The sequence below is a fragment of the Luteimonas sp. A501 genome, assembly GCF_054052085.1.
The window spans coordinates 1057672-1081631 of sequence record NZ_JBSVRI010000001.1 but is presented as its reverse complement, the minus strand read 5'-3'; the positions used below and the strand labels follow the sequence as shown (position 1 = coordinate 1081631).

At 67.5% G+C, this 23960-nt stretch carries 20 protein-coding genes and 2 tRNA genes; 9 read left to right on the top strand and 13 right to left on the bottom strand.

Annotated features, from left to right (window positions below):
• Positions 1 to 8 precede the first annotated feature (8 nt).
• The 5 genes from ACW7G5_RS04900 to ACW7G5_RS04880 all read right to left on the bottom strand — a co-directional run bounded on the left by ACW7G5_RS04900 (position 9) and on the right by ACW7G5_RS04880 (position 4282).
• Positions 9 to 668, bottom strand: coding sequence for an NAD(P)-binding oxidoreductase (locus ACW7G5_RS04900; protein WP_457002301.1), 660 nt, complete (start codon positions 666 to 668; stop codon positions 9 to 11).
• 225 nt (positions 669 to 893) lie between these two features.
• The gene (locus ACW7G5_RS04895) at positions 894 to 1151 is read right to left on the bottom strand and encodes a tyrosine-type recombinase/integrase (protein ID WP_457002299.1); all 258 of its coding nucleotides are present in this window, start codon (positions 1149 to 1151) and stop codon (positions 894 to 896) included.
• A 3-nt stretch (positions 1152 to 1154) separates the two neighbouring features.
• Complete coding sequence (locus tag ACW7G5_RS04890; protein ID WP_457002297.1) at positions 1155 to 2243, bottom strand: S41 family peptidase; 1089 nt, start codon at positions 2241 to 2243, stop codon at positions 1155 to 1157.
• A 75-nt stretch (positions 2244 to 2318) separates the two neighbouring features.
• Positions 2319 to 3896 carry a M56 family metallopeptidase gene (locus ACW7G5_RS04885; protein WP_457002295.1) on the bottom strand — a complete coding sequence of 526 codons (1578 nt, stop codon included), beginning with the start codon at positions 3894 to 3896 and terminating at the stop codon, positions 2319 to 2321.
• On the bottom strand, positions 3896 to 4282 hold the full coding sequence (locus ACW7G5_RS04880; RefSeq protein ID WP_457002293.1) for a BlaI/MecI/CopY family transcriptional regulator: 387 nt from the start codon (positions 4280 to 4282) through the stop codon (positions 3896 to 3898). The genes ACW7G5_RS04885 and ACW7G5_RS04880 overlap by 1 nt, the downstream gene beginning before the upstream one ends.
• A 249-nt stretch (positions 4283 to 4531) precedes the next feature.
• Here ACW7G5_RS04880 and ACW7G5_RS04875 point away from each other — a divergent pair, with 249 nt between their 5' ends.
• The 5 genes from ACW7G5_RS04875 (at position 4532) to ACW7G5_RS04855 (ending at position 7557) form a co-directional block, all read left to right on the top strand.
• A complete protein-coding gene (locus ACW7G5_RS04875) occupies positions 4532 to 4948 on the top strand; it encodes a hypothetical protein (RefSeq protein ID WP_457002291.1) in 417 nt (138 codons plus the stop codon).
• A gap of 353 nt (positions 4949 to 5301) precedes the next feature.
• Positions 5302 to 5805: a winged helix-turn-helix transcriptional regulator gene (locus ACW7G5_RS04870; protein ID WP_457002290.1), complete on the top strand. Its 504-nt coding sequence runs from the start codon at positions 5302 to 5304 to the stop codon at positions 5803 to 5805.
• Positions 5802 to 6395 carry a DsbA family protein gene (locus tag ACW7G5_RS04865; RefSeq protein ID WP_457002288.1) on the top strand — a complete coding sequence of 198 codons (594 nt, stop codon included), beginning with the start codon at positions 5802 to 5804 and terminating at the stop codon, positions 6393 to 6395. Before ACW7G5_RS04870 ends, ACW7G5_RS04865 begins: the two co-directional genes overlap by 4 nt.
• Positions 6392 to 7093, top strand: coding sequence for an SDR family NAD(P)-dependent oxidoreductase (locus ACW7G5_RS04860; protein WP_457002286.1), 702 nt, complete (start codon positions 6392 to 6394; stop codon positions 7091 to 7093). The genes ACW7G5_RS04865 and ACW7G5_RS04860 overlap by 4 nt, the downstream gene beginning before the upstream one ends.
• A complete protein-coding gene (locus ACW7G5_RS04855) occupies positions 7090 to 7557 on the top strand; it encodes a PaaI family thioesterase (RefSeq protein WP_457002285.1) in 468 nt (155 codons plus the stop codon). The genes ACW7G5_RS04860 and ACW7G5_RS04855 overlap by 4 nt, the downstream gene beginning before the upstream one ends.
• Before the next feature lie 299 nt (positions 7558 to 7856).
• On the opposite strand, the gene ACW7G5_RS04850 is transcribed toward ACW7G5_RS04855, so the two are convergent.
• The 3 genes from ACW7G5_RS04850 to ACW7G5_RS04840 form a co-directional block, all read right to left on the bottom strand.
• Positions 7857 to 9524, bottom strand: coding sequence for a serine hydrolase (locus tag ACW7G5_RS04850; RefSeq protein ID WP_457002283.1), 1668 nt, complete (start codon positions 9522 to 9524; stop codon positions 7857 to 7859).
• Between the two features lie 61 nt (positions 9525 to 9585).
• The gene (locus ACW7G5_RS04845) at positions 9586 to 12597 is read right to left on the bottom strand and encodes a TonB-dependent receptor (RefSeq protein WP_457002281.1); all 3012 of its coding nucleotides are present in this window, start codon (positions 12595 to 12597) and stop codon (positions 9586 to 9588) included.
• A 43-nt stretch (positions 12598 to 12640) separates the two neighbouring features.
• Entirely contained in the window at positions 12641 to 14065 is a 1425-nt protein-coding gene (locus ACW7G5_RS04840) for a transglutaminase domain-containing protein (protein ID WP_457002279.1), read from the bottom strand.
• Between the two features lie 349 nt (positions 14066 to 14414).
• Here ACW7G5_RS04840 and ACW7G5_RS04835 point away from each other — a divergent pair, with 349 nt between their 5' ends.
• The 4 genes from ACW7G5_RS04835 (at position 14415) to ACW7G5_RS04820 (ending at position 19201) form a co-directional block, all read left to right on the top strand.
• Complete coding sequence (locus ACW7G5_RS04835; protein WP_457002277.1) at positions 14415 to 15824, top strand: C40 family peptidase; 1410 nt, start codon at positions 14415 to 14417, stop codon at positions 15822 to 15824.
• A 16-nt stretch (positions 15825 to 15840) separates the two neighbouring features.
• Positions 15841 to 16944 (top strand): dipeptide epimerase, encoded by a 1104-nt coding sequence (locus ACW7G5_RS04830; RefSeq protein WP_457002276.1) that lies wholly within the window; start codon positions 15841 to 15843, stop codon positions 16942 to 16944.
• 7 nt (positions 16945 to 16951) lie between these two features.
• Positions 16952 to 17791, top strand: coding sequence for a MurR/RpiR family transcriptional regulator (locus tag ACW7G5_RS04825; protein WP_457002274.1), 840 nt, complete (start codon positions 16952 to 16954; stop codon positions 17789 to 17791).
• Between the two features lie 150 nt (positions 17792 to 17941).
• Complete coding sequence (locus tag ACW7G5_RS04820) at positions 17942 to 19201, top strand: dicarboxylate/amino acid:cation symporter (protein ID WP_457002272.1); 1260 nt, start codon at positions 17942 to 17944, stop codon at positions 19199 to 19201.
• A gap of 138 nt (positions 19202 to 19339) precedes the next feature.
• On the opposite strand, the gene ACW7G5_RS04815 is transcribed toward ACW7G5_RS04820, so the two are convergent.
• The 5 genes from ACW7G5_RS04815 to ACW7G5_RS04795 all read right to left on the bottom strand — a co-directional run bounded on the left by ACW7G5_RS04815 (position 19340) and on the right by ACW7G5_RS04795 (position 23894).
• Positions 19340 to 20971, bottom strand: a complete 1632-nt coding sequence (locus ACW7G5_RS04815; protein ID WP_457002270.1) for an FMN-binding glutamate synthase family protein — start codon at positions 20969 to 20971, stop codon at positions 19340 to 19342.
• 95 nt (positions 20972 to 21066) lie between these two features.
• Positions 21067 to 21151: transfer RNA gene (locus ACW7G5_RS04810), tRNA-Leu, on the bottom strand.
• Positions 21152 to 21222: 71 nt separating this feature from the next.
• A tRNA-Leu gene (locus tag ACW7G5_RS04805) sits at positions 21223 to 21310 on the bottom strand.
• Between the two features lie 28 nt (positions 21311 to 21338).
• Positions 21339 to 22550, bottom strand: coding sequence for an MraY family glycosyltransferase (locus ACW7G5_RS04800; RefSeq protein WP_457002268.1), 1212 nt, complete (start codon positions 22548 to 22550; stop codon positions 21339 to 21341).
• A gap of 339 nt (positions 22551 to 22889) precedes the next feature.
• A complete protein-coding gene (locus ACW7G5_RS04795; RefSeq protein ID WP_457002266.1) occupies positions 22890 to 23894 on the bottom strand; it encodes an NAD-dependent epimerase in 1005 nt (334 codons plus the stop codon).
• Positions 23895 to 23960: the final 66 nt, after the last annotated feature.

Sequence of the window (23960 nt, the reverse complement as noted above, 5' to 3'; positions counted from 1 at the left end):
CCTGCGACTCAGGCGCGTGCCAGGCGCGCCACGGACTCGGCAACCGGCGCCTCGCCTTCGGTCAACTCGATGATGATGCGGCTCACCGCCGGGTGTTCGATGATTTCCAGCAGCGTCGCGGCCACATCATCACGTGACACGTCGCCGTAGGGAATGGCCAGGCCCGTGTGCACCTTGCCGGTACCGGGCGCGTCCAGCAGCGTGCCGGGGCGCAGGATCACCCAGTCCAGGTCGGACTCGGCCAGATGCACATCGGCGAGTTTCTTCACCGCCATGTAGTGCTCGAACGTCTCCGACACTTGCTTGCCGCGGGAGGCCTCGGGGAAGGCCGAGACCAGCACGAAGCGCTGGATGCCCGCCTGCCGCGCCGCCGCGACTGCCAGCTCCAGCCCGCGGCCGTCGATGGCGTCGATCATCTCCGCTCCGCCCTTGCCGCCGGCGCCGGCCGAGAACACGACCACGTCGCTGCCGGCCATGCGCTGCGCCAGTCCGTCGGCGTCGAGTTCCAGCAGGTTGCCCTCGACCGGGACGGCGCCCAGGGCTTCGAGTTCGTCGGCCTGCTCCGGCTTGCGGTACAGCGAGCGCGGTTCATGGCCGCGCGCCGCGAGCTGTTGCGCGAGGCGGCGCGCAACCTTGCCCGAGCCGCCGATGATGAAGACCTTGCGCATGATGGGTTCCTCTTCGATGTGATGTTTCGCCGCAGTTGCCACGAGTTGCCGCGTCGATAGCAGACATGCGCGCCAAATCCCGATAATCAAGCCAGATAGGCGTTACCTCTTCAGAAGGTATAGGACTCGCCGAGCAGATCGCCACCGAGGCCGGCTTCGGCACGGGTCGGAAGCCGACATCTGCCCTTATTACCTGCCTTCGGCGACGTGTCCGCTATCGGGCGCCTACGCCTCAGTCTGCTCTGCCATCTCCAAGGCATCCTCGACCTCAATGCCGAAGTAGCGGAGCGTGCTTTCGAGCTTGGTATGACCGAGTAGGATCTGGACGGCGCGGATGTTCTTGGTCCGACGGTAGATCAACGAGGCCTTCGTTCGGCGCATGCCGTGAGTTCCGTACGCGTGTCGGTCGAGTCCAACAGACGTGACCCAAGACGAGACGATCCGGGCGGACTCCCTAAGTGGAGACTCGGTTCTTCTGGCCATCTCTCACCGCCGCCGCGCGTAGTCGACCGTCTCCGCAGCGCCCGACTCCACCTGCGCGAGCGCCTTCTCCAGCGTCGCCTTGCGCGCCGCATCATCCGCCTGAGCGATCAGCAGGCGCAGGCTCGCGACATGCGCCGTCTTCTTTGCTTCGCCCGCCGGCACCTCCACATCGGGCTTGACCCCCACGTGCTCCCAGTTCGTCTTCGTGACCGGGTTGATCGCACGCCCGTTCGGGATGAACGCCACGAGGTCGTGGCCAATCGCATAGAGCTCCCCCGGGTTCGCGCCTCCGCCTGTCGTCTCGCCCACCAGCGTGCCGCGCTTCTGCGTCTGGAAGTTGTACGCCGCCTCCTCGCCGCCGGAGAACGTGCGTCCTGATGTCAGCACGTACACGGGCTTCGAGTAGCGCGGCGCCGCGGTTGGGTCGGTCCAGTACTGGCGGGTCGTATCGTCCGCGCGCTTGTAGATGTCATTGAGGTGGCGCACGTCGGTGACCGCGAAGAAGTGACTCATCAGTTGCGCGACTCCCGCCGGGTCGCCGCCGCCGTTGCGGCGCAGGTCCAGGATCAGCGCGTCGGTTCCCGATAGCAGCGTCATGGCCGCGGCGAAGCCGTCGGCGGCGAACTCCGCCGGCCAGAAGCCGCGCAGGTCGAGATAGCCCACGTTGCCGGACATACGCTCCACGCTCTCGATGCCGTACCCGTTGCGCGCCGCCTCCTCGCGGGCGTCCACGACGTCCTGCGCGCCGGGGATCTGGCGCGGGCCGGCGGGACGCTCGCGAAAGTCCGGCCGCACGCGCACGCCGAAGTGGCCATCGCGTCCGAACTCGCGCAAGTCCTTCGACAGCAGCGTGGCGAACGCCGCGCTGTCCTTCGCGTCGGCATACGCACCGGCCCGGGCGCGCTCGCGCAGCGTAGCAACAAGCGTGTTGGCGACATCGGGGAAGACATAGTTCGCCTGCAGTTTCGAGGCGAGCGTGGTGACGACGGCCTGCCGCTCGGCGGCGGCGATCGGAGTCGTGGGGGTTTGCTGCGCGCCGGCAGGAAGGGCCAGAGTCAGGATGAGGGTGAAAGCGAGGGTATTGAGGCGCATTTGGACATCCATTCGGTCAGGGCGGCATCGCCGCGGGCGGTCTACTAATCAGCTAGTAAGCGGGGGCAAAAAAACTCAGCTGGATACGCCTTCGAAGTTGATCGTGTCGATCGACCATTCGCCCCGGTCCAGTCGCGCATCCACGAGCACGTCCATCCGCCCCTTGGGGCCGCTGAGGCGCATGCGCACGTCGGCGGCGTCATCGGGCCGCGTGCCGCCGCCGATGTCGATGCGTCCGCCCACGTCGTTCGATGCGAGCACGACGGGGCTGCCGAGCTTCGCGACCACGGTGCGATCAGTCGCGGTGAGCTGCAGCAGGCGCTGGAACATCGCGTCATCGGTGATCGGAGGCGGCGCGGTCGGGGCCGGTGGAGCAGGCGGCGCATCAAGCGAGGGCGGGGCTGGCGGGGCTGGCGGTGCTGGCGGCGGGGGCGGCGGGGGCGGCACGCTCAGTCGCGCGACTTCCGCGACCCAGCGGCGCACGCCGCCGTCGATCGGCCGCACATTCCCATCCACCGTGTAGGTCTCGACCAGACGCCCCTGTGCATCGATGCTGCTGCGGTACACGCGCTTGCCAGCCACGCCGACATCCACGATCTCGCGGGAATCGCCCGTGCGGAGCACGCCGTCGGTGGTCGACGTGATGCGGATGCCCGGTCGCCCCTGGCCGGAGATGCCGATCTGTGAGACGAGCAGGGCCCCCGCCGCGATCAGGACGACGAGGCCGGTACGTGCGCCCCAACGGCCGCGCGTGGGCGGATCGGAAAGCAGGCGGGCGATGCGTTTCATGAGTGAGCCTCCGTGGGCTGCAAGAACCAGGTGCGGGGATGCGGGCCGGCGACGCTCGAGCTGCTCGAGTGCCTCGGCCAGAGCAATGGCGTCCCCGCAGGCCGCCACCGCCAGATCGTCACAGGCGTGCTCCCGCTCGGCGCGGATGCGCCGGCCCAGCCACCACGCCGCCGGGTGGAAGAACAGCAGCGCTTCGACCACGCACTGCAGCCCGTTCCACAGCCAGTCCATCCGCGCGACATGCGCCAGTTCGTGCGCCAGCAGCGCTTCGACCTGCTCGCGCGGCAGCTGCGTGAGCAGTGACACTGGCAGCCAGATCACCGGCCGGAACAGCCGTGCGGTGAACGGGCCCACGACGTCCGCTGACAGGTGCACCACCACCGTGCGCCCGATACCGAGCGCGCGTCGCATCGCGTCCATGCGCTGCTGCCACTCGGCCGGCAGCCGCTCGCATGGGCGCTCCTCCAGCGAACGCACCATGCGCAGCCCGCCGAAGCGGCGCAGCAACATCACGCCGACGCCCGCCAGCCAGAACAGCGTCACCAGCGCCGCCACGTGGCTCGACTGCTGCACGAAGCCGCCGACCGCATCGGCCTGCGGCGCGCTGATCACCGGCAGCCAGCCCGTGTTGATCCGCGCCGCGGGGAGCGTCCAGAAGCACAGCAGCGTGCTCGCCGGTGCCGCCACCATCGCCAGCAGGAAGCCCATCGCCACCGTGTGCCGCAGCGCCGCGCTCGAACGCGACAGCGCCGCCAGCGCCAGCCACGCCGCGCCGGCCAGCAGCGTGCATTGCCACAGCGAATGCAGCAGCGCCGAGGCCAGCGCCGGTGCGAATCCCACCTGCAGCGCGGCGAGCGCGTCCATCAACCTTTCCGCCGCGCCTTCGCCTGCGCGATGAGCTTCGCCATCTGGTCGAGCTCCTCGGGCGTGGCGGTGTCGTCGTCGATCGCGCGCTGCACCAGCGTCAGCGCCGAGCCCGCGAACGCGCGGCGCATCAGGTCCTGAAGCAGGTTGGTCTGCACCACCGGCTCGGGCAGCACCGCGAGGTATGTATGGCTGCGCTCGGATTCGTCGCGGTGCACCAAGCCCTTGTCGGCCATGATCGTGAGCATCTTCAGTACCGTGGTGTAGGCCGTGTCCTTGCCCTTGGACAGCTCGGTATGCACGTCGCGGACGGTCATCGGCTCGCGGCGTGACCACAGCACGCGCAGGATCGCCAGTTCGCCTTCGGTGGGATTGGGAGTTGCCATCTGGGTGCGCTCGGTAAGTACGCCGCAATTAGTACTACATCTTTCGTAGATGTCAACAGGCCATTGCCAAGCCGACTTTCAGAGTGCTTCGAGCGTGCAGTAGAAGAGAGCGGGAGCTTGTGCGACGGCGCGCCTGAGTCAGAATCCTGTTCGCATGAAAATGCGTGCGTCTAGTTCCTCACAGAAGGACCCTCACCACCCCCGGTGCCCGCCCCAGTCGGGCTACATCCCGCCCCAGTCGGGCTACATTTGGCCGCGGGCGAAGCGTCTCCCCTGACATTGGCTCTGGCACTCGCGCTGCTTGCGGCGGTGGTCCAGGCTGCCTCCAGTTCGCCATTCGCCGACGCTGCGAGGCAGCGCGTGCTGGTACCGGCCGGAATGCAAGACAGCGTCATCCGCCTGCAGGCAGCCGCACCGCTCGCACCCCGGCCGGCACCCGTGCCGCTCGCTGATGAGCATCTTGAACTCGTTGGCGAACACCGGCACCCGGACTTCGGCCCGCTTGTCATCGCGCGCGCCCCTGGCGGCAACTCGCTGATGCTGACTTTGCCGGAAAAGCCGACGTACTGGTCATTTCACCTGACGCCCATCTCCAACGGCGGCCTGCACTGGCGCGCGTTCAACCGCGTGCTTCGCAGCAACGAGGCGGGCGGGCTGGCCGAGTAGCACCGCCCTGCCCGCTCCCTCCCGAGTTGCATATCGACGCTCTCTGCTCGACTTTCCGACTCGACGATAGTGCTTCGTCATTTTCCGTTTTCCAGCGACGCCCGCTTCCCGCCAGAAGCGGTCATTGACCCCGCGCCCTCCATCCACGCGCCGGGGGTTCAGCCGCTTTTGCCGTGCGGGCGTGGCACTGCGCCCGGTGCGCGGCTCAGCCCAGGAACTGCAGGAGCGCGGCGTTGAAGTTCCTCGGATGATCTGCCGCACTGGGAGGGAACGGTTGCCAAAGCGGTGGTGTGCTCGACAAAAGCCTCGAAACACCTAAACTTCAATAACTGAAGTTACTAGGTATCGGCAAAGTGAAAGTGAAATCCTTCGCGGGAATGCGGTGCTCCATCGCGGGCGCGCTTGAGCTGATCGGGGATCGCTGGACGCTGCTGCTGATCCGCGACCTGTCGCTCGGACTTCGCCGCCATGACGAGCTACGCGAGAGCACGGGCATTCCCACCGCCACGCTGGCGGCGCGCCTCAAGCATCTGACGCAGCACGGCATCGTCGAACCGTCGCAGTACCAGGAGCGACCACCACGCGTCGAATACCAGCTGACGGCCAAGGGCCGCGATCTGTGGAAGGTCAGCATCGCCTTGCGCGAATGGGGTGATTGCTGGAATGCGAGCGGGTTTGACGCGCCGACCGTGGAGACGATCGATCGCGAAACCGGGCGACCGCTCGTCCTGGCGCTGGTCGATCCCGAGACCGGCACTGTGGTCCCTCGCGACCGCGCCCAGCTTCGCCCCGGCCCCGGTGCCGACGACCGCGTTCGCCACCTTCTCGCCAATCTCGCCACAGGAGCAGCCCAATGACCCAATCGATTGAACTCTTCTACGACTTCCGCAGCCCGTATAGCTACCTTGCCTTTACGCAGCTACACGAGATGGGCGTCGACATCGCACTCAGGCCGATGATGGTCCTGAAGCTGATGGAGGCGGTCGGCAACGTGCCGACCACGCTCACCTGCGCAGCCAAGGGGCGCTACGCCCGCGCCGACCTGGTGCGCTGGGCGCAGCGCTACGGTATCGCGTTGAATCCATCCGACATGCGCGCGAACGATGGTGATGCCTGTTCGCGTGCGGTGCTGGCGGCGGTGTCGCCGACGGAGGCAATCGAGATAACGCTGGCGCTGTACCGCGCGTGCTGGAGCGAGGGCAAGACACTCGCCGCGAAGGACGACATCCTCGCAGTCATCGCCGCGACCGGGATTGACGCCGAAACGATCGCCAAACGGATCGACGCGCCCGAAACGATTGCGCAACTGGACGCCAACACCCGCGAAGCCGCCGAACGCGGCGTGTTCGGTTCGCCGACCGTGTTCGTCGCCGACGCGATGTTCTTCGGCAACGACCGTCTCGACTTTGTGCGCGAACACATCGCGCTCCTGGAGGAATCAGCATGACCAGCAAGACCACCAAACCGCTCGCCCTCGTGACCGGGGTCGGCCCCGGCACCGGCGCTGCCCTGGTGCGGCGCTTCGCCGAGGGCGGCTACCGCGTGGCGATGCTGGCGCGCGACGCCGATCGCCTCGCGGCGCTGGAACGCGAGATACCCGACACCATCGCCGTGCCGTGCGACGTGACCGACGTGGCCGCGCTCGAACATGCCATCGCCCGCGTCGGCATGCCGAAGGTGGTCGTCCACAACGCCGTGGGCGGCGCGTTCGGCACGTTCATGGAGATCGAGGCGGAGACGCTGCAGAAGAACTTCGACATCAACACGATGGCGCTGTTCAACCTCGCGCGGCTGACAGCCCCGGCGATGGTGGAGGCTGGCGAGGGCGCGCTGATCGTGACCGGCAACACGTCCGCCCAGCGCGGCAAGGCGGGTTTTGCCGGGTTCGCGCCGACCAAGGCGGCACAGCGGATCCTGGCTGAATCACTGGCCCGCGACCTGGGGCCGAAGGGCGTGCACGTGGCCTATCTGATCATCGATGCGGTGATCGACGTGCCGTGGCAGCGCGAACGGTTGCCCGACGCGGCGGACGATTTCTTCATCTCCCCCGCCTCGATCGCGGGCGAGGTCTTTCACCTGGCGCACCAGCCGCGCGACGCCTGGTCGTTCCTCGCCGAGGTCCGCCCCTTCCACGAGCCATGGTGAGCGCCGTGGATATGTGGGGAGGCGGCACGCTCAACGGCCTCGAGCAGCTTCGCGCCCTGATGGCGGCGGGGCCTGGGCAGCCGCCGATGGGCGAAACGCTCGGCTTCACCTTGGTCGAGGTCGATCACGGCCATGCCGTGTTCGAAGGCGCGCCCGACCGCACCGTCTACAACCCGCTTGGCTCGGTGCACGGCGGCTACGCCGCGACACTGCTCGACAGCGCCTGCGGCATTGCCGTCCACAGCCAGCTCGACGCCGGGCGCGGGCACACCACGCTCGAACTGAAGGTGTCGTATCTGCGACCGCTGACGGACAACAGTGGGACGGTGCGCGCCGTCGGTCGCGTTATCTCGATGGGGCGACGCGTCGCGTTCGCCGAGGCGACGCTGCATGACGGTGACGGCCGCTTGTGCGCGACGGCCACGTCGACGCTGCTGGTATTCGACATTGAACAACCCCAATGAGGCAGCAGATATGGACAAGGCGATGAGTGGATTGGAACTGCCATCACGGACGACCTGTTGAAGGTGACCTGGCCTTCGACCCAACTGCCGCGAGAGCACGCTGCGGTTCACGGCCTCGTCCTCAACCACAAGGATGTGCCGGTCAGCGCCCGGATCGTTCCTCATGCCCCCCTCCCCGGACGCAGCGGAATCCATATTGCTGCTTTGCAGCAGGCTACCGCCAGGGCGCGACGGGACCTGTGCCCTGCGTCACAGACCGGACAGCGTCCCAGAGGAGCAGGCGGCAAACGCCAGCCGGATCAGGGGCAAGCGCCGATTCGCTCGAAAGCGAGGTCCTCGTAGTCGTAGCTGAAATCCGCCTCCGGATCGACCTTGGCCATGGCCAGGTGTGGCGGTCCACCGCCAACGCCGCCCCGGAATTCCAGCCAGGCATCGGCATCGGGCCCGAGCGTGTCGAAGTCGACCAGCAGGCGCTCCCCTGCCCGCAGCACCGGGCCTGCCAGCCGCGGCGACTTCAGCGACTCGAAGCGCACGCCTTCGCCGGCCACGCACACCGACGCCTCGCCGAACCAGGGATCGCGGTAGCGGCCAAGCCAGTGCGCCAGTTCGCCCGTGCGAACGGGCTGGCGAACGGCAGGCTGCGGCGGCGCATCGTCCGCGCGACCGGTGGCCGCCGCGGAACGCCCGGCGGCAAGCAGTCGCGCGTAATGATCCACCAGGCCCGCACCGGAGGCCCCGGGGAGCACCGGCCCGCAGTCCGACGCCGCGCAGGTGAAGTGCTTCGACAGCGCCTGCTCCAGCACCGTCCGCGCCTCGCCCGCGTCGCTGTTGATCAGGATCACGAATCCGACGCCAAGCTCGGGCAGCAGGGTGACCGCGGAATACATGCCCGACAGCGTGCCGGTATGCGCGACCTTCTGGGTACCGTCGACGTCGCTCAGGCGCCAGCCGTGGCCGTAGGCCGAATAGTGGCTGCGGTTCCAGTCGCGCATCCGCTGCGTCAGCGGCATGGACATGTGCGCCGTCCAGGCGGCCTTGCGCTGCTCGGCTGACAGCCACGGGCCGTGCCCGCGCCCGGCGCCGGCACCCGCGGTGCTGCCCGCCCCGTCCGTCGTGTCCGGATCCAGCCAGGCGCGCGTCCAGCGCAGCATGTCGTCCAGCCCGCAGCGCACGCCGCCGGCGGCCGCCATTGGCATGTCCGCGACCACGTCGCCATCGGGCCGCGCCACCCACGCGCCATCGCGCCACCCGTGCGGCGCGGCGATGCTGCCGGCCTCGTCCACGCGCCATTCGCCGACCTTGCAGCCGTCCATGCCCAGCGGCTCGAACACCTCGCGCCGCATCAGCACCTCGTAGGGCGCGCCGCCCGCCGCCGCGGCCACTTCACCGGCCACGATGTACAGCGTGTTGTCGTAGGCATAGCGCGAACGGAAGCTCCATCGCGGCTTGAGGTGGGCAAGCCCGGCGATGACTTCGTCGCGGGTAAAGGAGTTGGGTTCGGGCCACAGCATCAGGTCGCCCGCACCCGGGCCAAGGCCGCTGTTATGGACCAGCAGGTCGCGCACCTGGATCTCGCGCGTCACCCAGTCCTCGTGCATCCGGAAGCCGGGAAGGTGCTTCACCACCGGATCGTCCCAGGCCAGCTTTCCGGCATCGACCAGCCGCGCCAGCAGGGCCGCGGTCATGGCCTTGGTGTTGGATGCGACCTTGAAGATCGTGTTGCGCTCGACCATGTCCCCGCTGCCGGCCTCGATCTCGCCGTAGCCGCGCGCGAACACCACGTCACCGCCTTCGACCACGCCGACCGCGATCCCCGGCAACCGGTAGCGCTCGATGACTGCGCGTACCGCGGCATCGACCTGATCCTCCCGCGGCGCGGCATGCACATCCGCGGCCTGGCCGAGGGCCGCGACCGCCAGGCAGCCCGCGACCAGCAGCGATCGGCCGGCCCGCGACGCGGCCGGCAAAAAACCGGCGGCCCGGTGAGGGGCCGCCGATACGGAGCAAGGCGGATTGCGTTGCATGGACTCAGTAGTTGTAGGTCACGACCAGCTGCATGTAGCGCGGCGACTGCCAGCCGGTGGCTTCGCCGAAGTACGGCATCATGTTGCCCGGCGTGCTTTCGTAGCGGGAATGCACATTGACCGCGGTCTGCTTGTTCAACAGGTTGTACACCGAGAAGCGCGCCTTCAGGTCGACGCCTTCAACCGGCAAGGTCCAGGTCACGTTGGCACCCAGGTTGGTGACCCACGACATGCGGCCGAACGCACCACGCTCCGAGTAGACCAGCTCGCGGGTCTCCCAGTCGGAACAGTTCGCCACGCACAGCCAGCCGGAGCCACCGCCGCTGAACTCGCCGGGTCCACCCGCGCTGCGGTCATCATTGGGCCAGCGCACGCCGAATGCGGTGATCGGGCCGCCGGAGCGTGCCGACGCCGTGGCGCCGAAGCTCCACATTTCATTCAACTTGTAGCTGCCGCGCAGCTTGATCTGGTGGCGGGAGTCGTTGAACGTCGGGCCGTAGCGCTCATTGACCGCCGGATGGTCGTAGTACTGCACCAGGTTGGTGTCGTTGTAGCCGGTATCCGAGTTCACCGGGCCTTCCATGTTGCCGTCGGACTTGGACCAGAGGTAGCTGGCGTTGAACGCCCACTTGTCGTCCCATGCGCGGTCGAGCTGGAACTCCACCGCCTTGTAGACGCGCTTGGGCTTCTTGTAGCCCATGACAGCGCCGCTGCCCAGGGCCTGGTAGCCGTCCTTGGAAGAGTCGAACTCGACCCAGTCGTTCGTGTCGGGACACCACAAGGTCGTGCTTTCACCCGGGTTGATGATCGGCCAGTCACCCGAGTACCAGTCGCAACCTTCGACATGGTTGATGCGCGCATCTTCCACCGCGCGGGTCATCTCGCGGTAAGTGGCGCTGACGCCGTACGACCATTCCTGGTTGATCGCCTGCTGGAAGCCAAGGATGAACTCGTCCTGGAACACCTGCTTCAGGTCGCGATCGACCGCGGTACGGACGTCATCGGGAGCGGGCACGTTGCCCTCGGTGTTGACCGGGCCGATCTGCGCGCCGAGGTTCGGCATCAGGTAGGTGCGGCCGGTGACGGGATCGATACTTTCAACCCAGCCGTCAAGCACGTAGTAGGTGTGCTCATCCGTGCTGCCGCCACCGAAATAGTCGGTGAGCTTGTTGGTCAGCGGCGTGTAGTAACGACCCGCGTTGCCGAAGACCTTGGTCGTGCCATCGCCCTTCACGTCCCAGCTGAAGCCGAGGCGCGGGGCGATCATGTCGCCGAAGTCGGCCTTGGCGAAGGTCGCGCCCGAAGCCAGCTTGTTGTGGAACTTGTCGGCGCGGACCCCGATGTTCACGAGCACGTTCGGAGTCACGCTCCAACTGTCTTCGATGTAGATCGCCTGCGCCTCGGTCGAAACCGGGGCACCGGTGATGTAGTGGCGGGCGTCGATGTAGGCCGACACACCGTCGGGAATCGATGCACCGTTGGGGAGCTGGCGATCGTCCTCGTCCGGGGCGATGCCGATCGCGGTATAGCTCACGCCGTCACCGGGATACACCCGGGAGCTGTTGGAATCCATCACCTCCTGATCGACGCCAAAGCGCAGCAGGTGATCGCCAAGCGTCCATTCGAAGTCGAGGCGCGCCGCTTCACGCTTGTCGTACCGGCTGCTGACGCTGCTGTTGCTCGGGTGGCAGCCTTCCTGCAGGGTCTTTTCACCGAAAATCTCGGTGTAGCTCGATGAACGGCCCACGATGCTGCAGTCGGCGTCCCACGGGCTGCCGGCGGTGGCGCTGCGCTCGTTCACGCCAAACATCGCCTTGGCGGTGAAGTTGTCGCTGAAGTGGCCGGTGTAGGTGAGCGACCAGTTGTCGCCACCGGAACCGTCATAGCTCCGGCCGGTGCTGTCGGCGCGCGTGCCGGCTTCCCATTCGTAGTCGTACTTGGTGGTCTCCGACTCCGCCTTGTCGGAAAAGGCGAGCAGCTCCAGCAGGTGGTTATCGGTGATCCGCCAGTCGAGCTTGGCACCCCAGAAATCGTTGTTGCTGTCGGTGTACCAGGCCTCGGTAGTATCGATGTCGCGCGGATTGCTGTCGCGCATTTCATACATGGCGAAGAAGAACAGCCTGTCCTGCACGATCGCGCCGGATGCCCAGACGTTGGTCTTGTAGAACGAGCTGTCGTCACGGCTCCTGCGGTCGCGCTCGTCGATGGTGCCGTCGCGGTGGAAGTGATCGTCGGGCGAGGATGTCCAGGCCGATGGCTCCAGCGTGATCTCCGCGCCGGCGCGGAATTCGTTGCCGCCGGAACGCGTCACGGCGTTGATGACGCCACCGGTGCTGCGTCCGAACTCCGCGGAGTAACCACCGGTCTTGACCTGGAACTCCTCGTAGAAGCCGAACGGCACCGACGAGAAGCCCTGCCGGCGATACGGGTCGGTCACGTTCAGGCCGTTGATGTAGGCGACGTTCTCGGCCACCGACGAGCCACCGAAGCTGAGGCCGCCGAAGCTGGCGCCCGAGGACACCACGCCCGGCGCCAGCAGCGCGACGGAACTCAGGCTCTGGTCCACGGGCAGGCGCGACAGTTCATCGCGCCTGATGTTGGTCGCGGACTCCGTCGAGCGCACGTCCACGCGATTCACCACGCGCGCGCCGACCACGGTCACCGCGGCCAGGTCGGCGATCCCGCCCGTGCTGCCCAGGTTGACCGTGGTGGTGCCACCCAGTGACACGTTGATGGTGACCAGTTCCCCCAGGGGCTGCCCACCACGCGTGACCTGCACCGTGTAGTCACCCACCGGAAGCTGGCCAACGCGGTAGCTGCCGTCTCCGCTCACGGTGACCGTGCGGGTCAGCCCGGTGGACTCACGGGTGATCACCACCTGGTCGCCGGCGGTGGCGTGCCCGGCCACGGCACCCGTCGCACTCTGCGCCATCACCGCCGGCGCCAGCGTGGTCAGGCACGCGCCCAGTGCGATGCAGAGTGCGGCTCTGCGAAACTTGGTATGGCTGCGCTTCATTGTGATACTCCCCGGAACAGATATTGGCTACGTATGGTTTGGCTCAGGTGTTCTCGTCCCTGACCGGTGGCAGCAGCTGCCACTCGAAGTCATAACTCCATTGATCGAAGTACAGGTTCCCCCCGTCCCATTCGGCTTCCCCGCGCTGCAGGTCGACCGTTTCCGAACGCGGATGTTGCTTGGCAGGCACGAACTCGCGCGAGTAATCGTCATTGAACGCGATGCGATACGCGTCCAGGCCGCCGAGATAGAAGTCGGCGAGTCCGGCATCGGCGCCCGGCAGGCGGCCGAAGGTGACGTCCATCGGCACCCAGCCGTACGGGGCCAGGTACATCCAGCCCCAGTCGTGCATGTTGTTGTAGCTGTCGTCGGAGAAGATCCAGCCCGACTGCCAGCGCGCGGGAATGCCGTTCATGCGCAGCAGGGTGATCAGCAGCAGGGTTTGCTGACCGCAGTCGGCGTGGCCCTGTTCCAGCGCGTGCTGGCCGATGTTGGTGATCGTGGAATATTCGCGGGCGCCGGCCCAGGGGATCGAATCGACCGCTGCGAACAGCTTCTGCGCGATGCGGTACGGGTTGGTCTCGTCACCCACCACCTGCGCGGACTTCAGCCGCATGGCGTCGCTGAAAAGCACGTGCGGCGCGCGTTCGGCGACAAAGGGCGCGAGCTCCGGCGTGATCTCCGCGGGCACCACCTTGTCCGGATCTATATCGACGTACTGCGCGTGGATGGTGAGCTCGTAGCTGACCGAGAACCTGGTCGGTTCGCCGGCAACCGCCGGCGCTTCCATGTAAACGGTGCGCTGCAGCGTCGGCTCCGGCGACAGCCTGTGGCTGGCCGGCGTGGTTGAAACCAGTTCGATCCCCTCCTGCTGCCCGGGGATCGCGCGCGGGTACGGCAGCCAGGCGCGCACGGTCTCGCCGACGGGCACGGCATCGGGCTTGACCGTCAGCGACTGGGTCACGCGCACCCGGCGCGCTGCGACCGAGCTGTCGCCTGTGGCCAGCGCGGCATCGCGCACTTCGGCATGGTGCGGGTGCGCGGTTTCCAATGGACTGTCGTAGAACTTCGGCGGCGTGGCGCGGCGCTGGCGCGCCTCTTCGCTCAGGCGGTAAAGATTGGACGGTCCGCGGCTGAACCAGCGGCGCTGGCCGTCGATCACGCGTGCCTCGACCAGCCCCGCCGCATCCCAGCGCGTGAATTCTTCATCGCTCATGTCGGGGATGTCGCGGCGCAGGCGCGCCTTCGCGGCGGCCTCGTCCAGGCTGAAGTCCATCAGGATGCGGCGCATGCGTTCGCGCTGGAATTCAAGCGCGGTGCGCTGGTACTGGTCGATCGATGCATCCGCAAGCGCGGCGCTGATCGCGGTCTCCGCGCCGGCGAAATCGCCGGCGTCCACCAGGGTCACAATGGCCGCTGGCGCTGCAAGGCGCGCGCCGATGTCGGCCTGCGGGTCAGTCGAGTCCATCGCCAAAGGCGCCGCTTTTGTAGGAGCAGCTATAGCTGCGACCCCGTCGAAGCCCGGAATGGCTCCGGTCGGGGCGGTTGTCGCAGCTATAGCTGCTCCTACGAAAGCCACGGTTACGGCCACGGCGGTGGTGCTGGCCAGGCTGCGGGCCAGGGATGCGCGTTGCGTCGGGGGATTCAACCTGCATGCCGCCTGCACTGAACGCCTCTCCTCGTCCATTCGGGGTACTGCCTTGGCTGTGTAACATGGCGGTCACAGGTCGTCAATAATTTATTCTTTCTAATTGATTTCTTCGAATGATGTATTCCATGATGGATCTTCGAACCGGTTCGCCGGGAAGGGGATGATCATGCGCATCACGGCACTGCTCCTGGGCCTGCTGCTCGCCATGCCAGCCACGCTGGCCGCGCGCGAGCCGTTGCAAACGCCCGCTCACACGCCTTCGCCTCCACTCGCGGTGCCCGGCCTGGCCGAGGCGCACCTGTCGCCCGGGCACTGGATTTCCGCACTCGCGCAGCCGGACCGGGTGATCCTGACGCCAACGCAGATCGCGGCGCAGAACGCACGCATGCAGGCCGAAGACGCGTCGATCCACGACATCGAGGCGCTGCCTGCACAACTTGACGGCAAGCAGGTACGCGGCTGGATCGAAGCCCTGTCCGTGCTTCCGGAGCGCACGCTCTACGACGTGCACGGCCAAGTCGTCGTGCGCGGCGACCTCGAACGCATCCAGGCCAACCTGGCGCTGGACGCGGTGCCGGCCAGCCAGGCCACGCGCCACGGCATGGTGGTGCGCCGCGCCGACCTGCGCGCCTTCCCCACCCGCATGCGCGTGTTCAGCAGCGCCGGCGACAGCGACATCGACCGCTTCCAGGAAAGCGCGCTGTTCCCCGGCGATCCGGTGGCCATCGTCCACCAGAGCCGCGACGGCGACTGGTACTTCGTGGCCAGCCAGCGCTATGCCGCGTGGATCGAGAAGCAGTACGTGGCCGAAGGCGACAAGGCGGCGATCCACGCCTGGGGTCGGCGCGCGCCGTTCCTGGTGGTGACCGGCGCCACCGCGCGCACCGCGTACACCCCGGAAAACCCGGGCGTCTCCGACGTGCAGCTTGAAATGGGCGTGCGCGTGCCGGTGCTGGCCGACTGGTCCGGCTCCGACGAGGTCAACGGCCAGCTCCCGGCCGCGGCGCACGTGGTCGAACTGCCGGTGCGCGGCGAAGACGGCGCGCTGTCGTTCGAACCGGCGCTGCTGCCGCGCTCGAATGATGTCGCCGGCGACTACCTGCCGCTGACCGAAGCCAACCTCATCCGCCAGTCCTTCAAGTTCCTTGGCGAGCGCTACGGCTGGGGGCATTCGTACAACACCCGCGACTGCAGCGGCTTCGCGTCGGAGATCTATCGCAGCTTCGGCGTGCTCATTCCGCGCAACACCAGCGCGCAGGCCGTGAGCCCCGCGCTCAACCGCCTGCCCTTCACCGCCGAAGACAACCACGAGGCCCGCGTCGAAGCACTGCGCGACGCGCGCCCCGGCGACCTGGTCTACATCCCCGGCCACGTGATGATGGTGATCGGCCACGTCGACGGCGCGCCCTTCGTCATCCACGACACCAGCGGCATGAGCTGGCTGCCCGAGGGCGGCACGGAGCTCACCCGCCTGCACCTCAACGGCGTGGTGGTGACGCCGGTCCTGCCGATGATGTCCAACGCGACCACGCCCACGGTCGACCGCATCACCAGCATCCAGCGCATCAGGCCCTGACGGGAACCACGCACACATGAAGATCACCGACATCCGGCTCGCAATGCTGCGGGTTCCGCTGAAGACTCCGTTCAAGACCGCGCTGCGCACCGTCGACACGGTCGAAGACATCGTGGTCATGATCCACACCGACGACGGCCGCATCGGCTACGGCGAGGCCGCGCCCACCGCGGTGATCACCGGCGATACGCACGGCTCCATCATCGCGGCGATCAACATGGTCATCGGCCCGCGCCTGATTGGCCGCGACGTCGCCGACTTGAACCGCAACGTGCAGCTGGTGCAGACCGCCATGGAGCGCAACACCAGCGCCAAGGCCGCGGTCGAGATCGCGCTGTACGACCTCTGGGCGCAGCTGTACGGCGCCCCGCTCTACCGCATGCTCGGCGGCGGCGGCGATCCGGTGGTCACCACCGACCTCACCATCAGCGTCGACTACATCGACAAGATGGTCGCCGACTCGCTGGCCGCTGTGGAGCGCGGCTTCGAGTCGCTGAAGATCAAGGTCGGCAAGGACATCGGCCTGGACATCGAACGGGTCAAGGCGATCCACGCCGCGGTCGACGGCCGCGCCCTGCTGCGCCTTGACGCCAACCAGGGCTGGACGCCAAAGCAGGCGGTGTTCGCGATCCACGCGCTGGAAGACGCCGGCATCCACCTGGAGCTTCTGGAGCAGCCGGTGCCCGCGCGCGACATTGAGGGCCTGAAATACGTCACCGAGCGTGTGCATACGCCGGTGATGGCCGATGAAAGCGTGTTCGGCCCGTCCGAGGTGATCGACCTGATCCAGCGCCGCGCCGCCGACATCATCAACATCAAGTTGATGAAGACCGGCGGCATCTCGAACGCCATACGCATCGCCGACATTGCAGAAGTGCACGGCGTGGAGTGCATGATCGGCTGCATGATCGAGTCCGCGATCAGCGTCGCAGCCGCGGTGCACCTGGCGGTGGCCAAGGCCGGCGCGATCACCAAAGTCGACCTCGACGGGCCTTCGCTGTGCACCTTCGATCCGGTCGAGGGCGGCGTCGAGTTCAACGAGTCCGAGATCGCCATCAGCGACGCGCCGGGCCTCGGCATCCGCTCGGTGCGCGGCCTCGAACCGCTTGCGGCAGCCTGAGCGCGGCATGGCGCCACTGGCGAAGATCCGCGGCGAGCGCGACCGGATGTCGGCCATCGAGCGCCGCATCGCCGACTACATGCTCGACAACGCCCACCTGCTGCGCGACTACTCCTCGCAGCAGCTGGCCAACGCGCTGGGCATCAGCCAGTCCAGCGTGGTGAAGTTCAGCCAGAAGCTCGGTTTCAAGGGCTATCCCGACCTCAAGTTCTCGATCGGCGAATCGCTGGCGCGGCGCGAATCAGCCAATGGCCGTGATGACGTGGCCGAAGCTGCCGAACGCAACGACGACCCGGGCGCACTGCTCGCCGAGTCGCTGTGGCGTGCCAAGGCCGAAGCGGTGAACGTCACCCGCGCGCTCAACGCGCATGCCGACGTGGCCGCGGTCGCCGAGGCCATCCGCGGCGCCGGCAAGGTCTATGCGATCGGCATCGGCAGTGACGGTCTCTACTCGCGCGCGATCGCGATCAAGCTGGCGCTGATCGGGTGTACCGCCATCCATCTGTTCGATCCGTCGCTGATGGCCATGGGGACTTCGTCCGCCGCGCCCGGCGACGTCCTGCTGGTGCTTTGCGAGCACGGCCAGGAGGCCGCCCTGTGCCACACCGCGCGCCTGTTCCGGAAGCGTGGCGGCAGGGTGGTCACCATCACCCGCCACACCGCGAATGCGCTGCGCGCACACGCCGACATCGCGCTGCTGGTCAGTGCCCATGACCCCAGGCCGCAGGTGGAGCTGCTGCTGTACCAGGCCGCGCTGCAGCACCTGCTCGACCTGGTATTCCTGCTGCTGTGCGAAGACGAAGCCCACCTGCGCATGCTGGTGGAAAACGCGGCGCCGATCGAGTGATGATGTGGGAATGAAGAACGAGCAGATGCAGCCAGTGTTGGAGCAGCCGCTTTTGTTGGAGCAGCTACAGCTGCGAATGCCGTTGGCACCCGCATGGCTGGCGGGGATCGCAGCTATAGCGGCGAATGGCACATCATGGGGCCGAAATTGATGAGGGTGCCGCGGGTCTCCCACGCTGCGCGCGTGCTGCTCGCCCTCGGGCTCGGCGCCGTCGTCGGCCTGTCCCTTTCATACAGCGACCCGGCACTCGGCGCCGGCATCGCCGACCTCGTGCAGCCCATCGGCCGGCTCTGGCTCAACGCGCTGCAGATGACCGTGGTGCCGCTGGTGGCGGCGCTGGTGGTCCTTGGCGTCAACGCCGCCGCCGATGCGGCTGCCTCCGGCCGCACCGCGCGCCGGGCAATGGCGGTGTTCGCCGTGCTGCTGATCGCATCCGGCACCTATACCGCCTTCATGGCGCCGGGCCTGCTGTCGCTGGTGCCGCGCGACCAGGCGCTGGTCGACGGCTTCCGCCTCGCCATCGGCGCCGACGACACCGCGATCGGCCGCGCGCCCGCCTTCGGCGAATGGATCACCACGGTCATCCCCAGTAACGCGCTGGCGGCGGCCGCGGCCAACGCCATGCTGCCACTGGTGGTGTTCTCGCTGTTCTTCGGCTTCGCCGCCTCGCGCATCGATCCCGAGCGTCGCGCACGCCTGCTGGAACTGGTGCAGTCGATCGCCGACACCATGATCCAGGTCGTGCGCTGGGTGCTGTGGGCGGCGCCGATCGGCGTGTTCGCCCTGGTGCTGGCGGTCTGCGCCCGCGTTGGACTCGCGGTGCTGGGCGCGCTGGGCTGGTACGTGCTGCTGCTGTGCGTGCTGTACATCAGCGTGACCGTGCTGCTGTACGGCGTGGCGCGCATGGCCGCCAACGAGCCCGTGCGGCGCTTCATGGTCGGCATCTTCCCGGCGCAGGTGATCGCCGGCAGCACCCAGTCGTCGCTGGCATCGCTGCCGGCGATGATCGACTGCGCGCGCACCCGCCTTGGCTACCCGCTGCACGTCACCGCGCTGGTGCTGCCGATGGCGGTCTCGCTGTTCCGCATCACCAGCCCCGTGCAGTACATCGGCGTGGTCACCTTCATCGCCTGGATGTACGGCATCGAACTCGGCGGCGTGCAGGTGGTCACCGCCATCGCGCTCTCGGCGCTGATCAGCATGGGCTCGGTGGGCCTGCCCGGCCAGGTCAGCTTCATGACCAACAACCTGCCCGTGACCCAGGCCATGGGCTTGCCGGTGGAGCCACTGGGCCTGCTGCTTGCCGTGGACAACATCCCCGACATGTTCTCGACCGTGGGCAACGTCAGCGCCGACATGACCGCCACCGCCATCGTGAACCGGATGGACGCCGGGGAACTCCCCCAGTAGGAGCGGCTATAGCCGCGACACGCCCACTACAGAAGAGCCCCTAGAGCCCCGATCGAAGCCGAAACAACCGAAGCGATCGAGGCTACCGGAGCGACCGGAGCAGCATTCGCAGCTATAGCTGCTCCTACAAAGGCTTGCCTAATGCGACTTCGATGCGCGCATTTCGAGGACGCGCGGCGGCGGCGCGAAGGTGTCGGGGCGCGCGGTCTGCCAGAAGGTCTTGAACACGGCGTGCCGCTCGGGCACGCCGGACAGCAGCTCGCCGGGCTGCAGGAACTGGTAGATGTTGGCCAGCGAGCCCACGTGCATCGACGAGATCCGACGCACGATGTGCTCCGGGCCCAGCTCGGCCGGTGACGAAAGCCCGGCCGCGCACAGCAGGTCGCGCACCGCCAGCAGCGTATTGCGATGGAAGTGGGCCACGCGCTCGGCCTTGCCCTGCACGTCCAGGTGCGACCAGCGCCTCGGATCCTGGGTCGCGATGCCCGTGGGGCAGAGATCGTTGTGGCAGCTGCGCGCCTGGATGCAGCCCAGCGAGAACATGAAGGCCCGGCCCGCATTGCACCAGTCCGCGCCCATCGCCAGCGTGCGCGCGATGTCGAAGGCCGAAGTGATCTTGCCGGCCGCCGCGATGCGCACGCGGTCGCGCAGGTCCACGCCCACCAGGGTGTTGTGGACCAGCATCAGCGCTTCGTGCATGGGCACGCCGATGTGGTTCATGAACTCCACCGGCGACGCGCCGGTCCCGCCCTCGGCGCCGTCCACCACGATGAAGTCCGGCAGGATCCCGGTCTCGTGCATGGCCTTGGCCACGCCGAACCATTCCCACGGATGCCCGATCGCAAGCTTGAAGCCCACCGGCTTTCCACCCGCCAACTCGCGCAGTCCGGCCACGAACTCCAGCAGTCCGACCGGCGAACCGAAGGCCGAATGCTGCGCCGGCGACACGCAGTCCATGCCCACCGGCACCCCGCGCGTGAGCGCGATCTCCGGCGTCACCTTGATCCCCGGCAGCATGCCGCCGTGGCCGGGCTTCGCGCCCTGCGACAGCTTGATCTCGATCATCTTGACCTGCGGATCCGCCGCGTTGGCCGCGAAGCGCTCCGGATCGAAGCGCCCCTCCGCATCGCGACAGCCGAAGTAGCCCGACCCGATCTCCCACACCAGGTCACCGCCGTACTCGCGGTGGTAGGGCGAAATGGAGCCCTCACCCGTGTCGTGGTAGAACCCGCCGTGCTTCGCACCCAGGTTGAGCGCGCGGATGGCGTTGGCCGACAGCGAGCCGAAACTCATCGCCGAAATGTTGAACAGGCTCGCCTCGTAGGGCGCCTGCGACTCGTCGCCCACGCGCACGCGGAAATCATGATCAGCCAGATGCGTCGGCACCAGCGAATGGTTGATCCACTCGTAGTCCTGCCCGTAGACATCGTGGATCGTGCCGAAGGGCACCGTGTCCTGCACCTGCTTGGCACGCTGGTAGACCAGCGCCCGCTGCTCGCGCGAGAACGGCACCTCCTCGGTGTCGCGCTCGATGAAGTATTGCCGGATCTCCGGCCCCACCGACTCCAGCCCGTAGCGGAAGTGCGCCAGCACCGGATACAGCTGGCGCAGCGTGCTGGTGCGCTGCATCACGTCGGCCAGCCCGAGCAGCGAAAGCGCTCCGGCCACGGCCACAAGCCACCACCAGTTGGGCGACCAAGTGACGGCAAGGATGATCCCGGCGATGGCGAGGGCGATGCAGGCGAACCAGGCGGTGTAGCGGTAGGTCATTGGCGACAACGGATGCGCGCCGGCGCGGCGCGGGCCAATCATCACATAGAGCGGTTCACGGGCGTGGCTCGGCCAAAGACGGAAATCGAACGGTGTGCCCGGGGTGGGAATCGAACCCACATGGTCTTTCGACCGGAAGATTTTAAGTCTCCTGCGTTTACCTGGTTTCGCCACCCGGGCAGTGGCGGCCGCAGTGATCGCGGCACGCAAACCGTCAAACGCAGGAAGGCCGCGTGAGCGGCCTTCGATGATGGTGCCCGGGGTGGGACTCGAACCCACAATGGCCGCAAGGCCCGGGGATTTTAAGTCCCCTGCGTCTACCGATTCCACCACCCGGGCAGGTGTGGGGGCCAGTGTGCCCCCGAAGTCAGGCGGCGTCGCGTAAGCGCCGCTTGCGTTCGCGGGCGGCGGCACGTGCTTCGGCCTCGGACAAGCCGTCGTCGCCGCGGCGGGCCCCGGCCCCCGGGACAGGTCCCGAGGTCCGCGGCGCCGGCAGCGGTCCGAACACCGGCAACCGGCGGATCGCGCCGAAGAAGCGCAGGGTCCGGGCGCGGTTGCTGCTCAGCGCATACCAGCCCAGGGTCAGGACGAGGAAGCCGGCCAGGATCACGGAGTTGGGCACGTCCAGGCGCATCATCTGGCCCGCTACCAGGCCGGTGGCCAGGCTGAACGCCGCCAGGGCCACGGCCGCCTGGCTGGGGCCGAAGCCTGCGTCCTGCATGAAGTGGTGGATATGGTCGCGACCGGCCGAGAACGGCGAGCGCCCTTCGCGGGTCCGGCGCACGGTCAGCACCAGGCAGTCCATCACCGGGATCGGGATCAGCCACAGCGCCAGCACCGGGTTCACGGGGTGGCCGGTGTTCTGGGTCAGGCGGAACACCACCCACGCCACCACCAGTCCAAGCCAGGCGCTGCCGGCGTTGCCCATGAAGGTCTTGGCCCGCGGCTGCCAGGGAAAGCGCATGTTGTAGACCAGGAACGCGAACACCACGCCGGCGATCACCAGTGCGATTTGCGCCAGCGACGGGTTGCCCGCGTACATCGCCGCGGCGGCCAGCATGATCAGGCAGACCGCGACCAGTGAACCGGCCAAGCCGTCGGCGCCGTCGACCATGTTGATCGCGTTGATGATGCCCACCGTGGCAAACACGGTGAAGGGCACCGAAAGCCATCCGAGCTGGTCCATGCCGAGGAAGCCGCCGACGTTCTCCACCCGCACGCCGGCGCCGTAGATCATGATCAGCGCGACCACCACCTGGGCCAGCACGCGCCAGTACCAGCGCAGGTCGCGGCGGTCGTCGTACAGCCCCACGCCCACCATCAGCACCGAGGCGGCGAAGAACGAGAGCGTGGTCGCGGGGGCGTATCCGGGCAGGAACAGCAGCATCACCACCAGGCAGCCGACCGCCATCGCCAGGCCGCCGATGATCGGCGTGGGGTGCGCGTGGTCCTTGCGGCCCAGCGGGAAGTCGAGCAGGTTCAAGCGCGACGCCAGCGGGTGCAGGAGCTTGAGGACACTCCAGGAGATCGCCGCGGCAAGCAGTGCATAGCCCAGTCCGATCTCGAACACCCAATTCATCCCTGACTCCATAGATTGATCGCCCCTGATCACGCGCATGCAGCGCGCCGGGCCAGTCGGGCACAAGAAGCGGGCCAACTGCTCCAGCCAGCGCCAACGGGAAGGCGCACGAAGCCGGGAAACGTGCCGAACATGCCATCCCCGTAATGCACGGGACGTGAGAAAGCGCGGCAAGCGCTTCATCTTACAATTCTGCTGCGTCGCAGCAAAGTCGGCCACCGCGAACGGGCACCCAGTGCCGCCAGGGGCGCCCACGGAGCAAAAATCGGCAGCGTTCGAGATCGCGGGAGGCGTCAGGCCCGGTATCCGGGCCCTGCAGCGGGCCTGCGCCGAAAGCGCTCAGTAATACTCGCGATACCAGCGCACGAAGTTGGCCACGCCCTCTTCCACGCTGACCGCGGGGCGATAGCCCACGCCATCCACCAGGGCCGACACGTCGGCCTCGGTGTCCGGCACGTCGCCGGCCTGCAGCGGCAGCATCTCCATCACCGCCTTCTTGCCCAGGCACTCTTCCAGCACTTCGATGTAGCGCAGGAGTTCCACCGGCTGTTCGTTGCCGATGTTGTAGATCCGGTACGGCGCCACGCCGCTGGTGCCCGGATCGGGCGCCTTGCCGTTCCATGCCGGATCGGCTGCGGCCGGGCGGTCCAGCACGCGCACCACGCCTTCCACGATGTCGTCGACATAGGTGAAGCTGCGGCGGTGGTGGCCGTGGTTGAAGACCTTGATCGGCTCGCCGGCCAGGATCGCCTTGGTGAACAGGAACAGCGCCATGTCCGGCCGGCCCCACGGGCCGTACACGGTGAAGAAGCGCAGCCCCGTGCAGGGCACGCCGTACAGGTGCGCATACGAATGCGCCATCGACTCGTTGGCCTTCTTGGTGGCCGCGTACAGCGTCAGCGGGTGCTCGGTACCCTGGTGCTCGTTGAAGGGCATGTCCAGGTTGGCGCCATAGACCGAACTGGTGGACGCGAACACCAGGTGCTCCACCCCGTGGTGCCGGCAGCCTTCAAGGATGTGCAGGGTGCCGGTGACGTTGCTCGACACATACACGTGCGGGTTTTCCGCCGCGTAGCGCACGCCCGCCTGCGCCGCCAGGTGCACCACCCGGTCGGGCTTGTGCCGGGCGAAGGTGTCTTCCACCGCCGCGCGGTCGGCCAGGTCGGCCTGTACGTGGGTATAGCGCGGGTGGTCCATGAAGCGCGCCAGCCGCGCCTGCTTCAGGGTGACGTCGTAGTAGTCGTTGAGGTTGTCGTAGCCGATGACCTCGTCGCCGCGCGCCAGCAGCACCTGGGCGACATGGCTGCCGATGAAGCCGGCAGTGCCGGTGACGAGGACTTTCATGCCGAATACCCGGGGACGGAAAGCCGAAATGATACCCGCGCACGCCATCGCCCACATCGCCCGCCG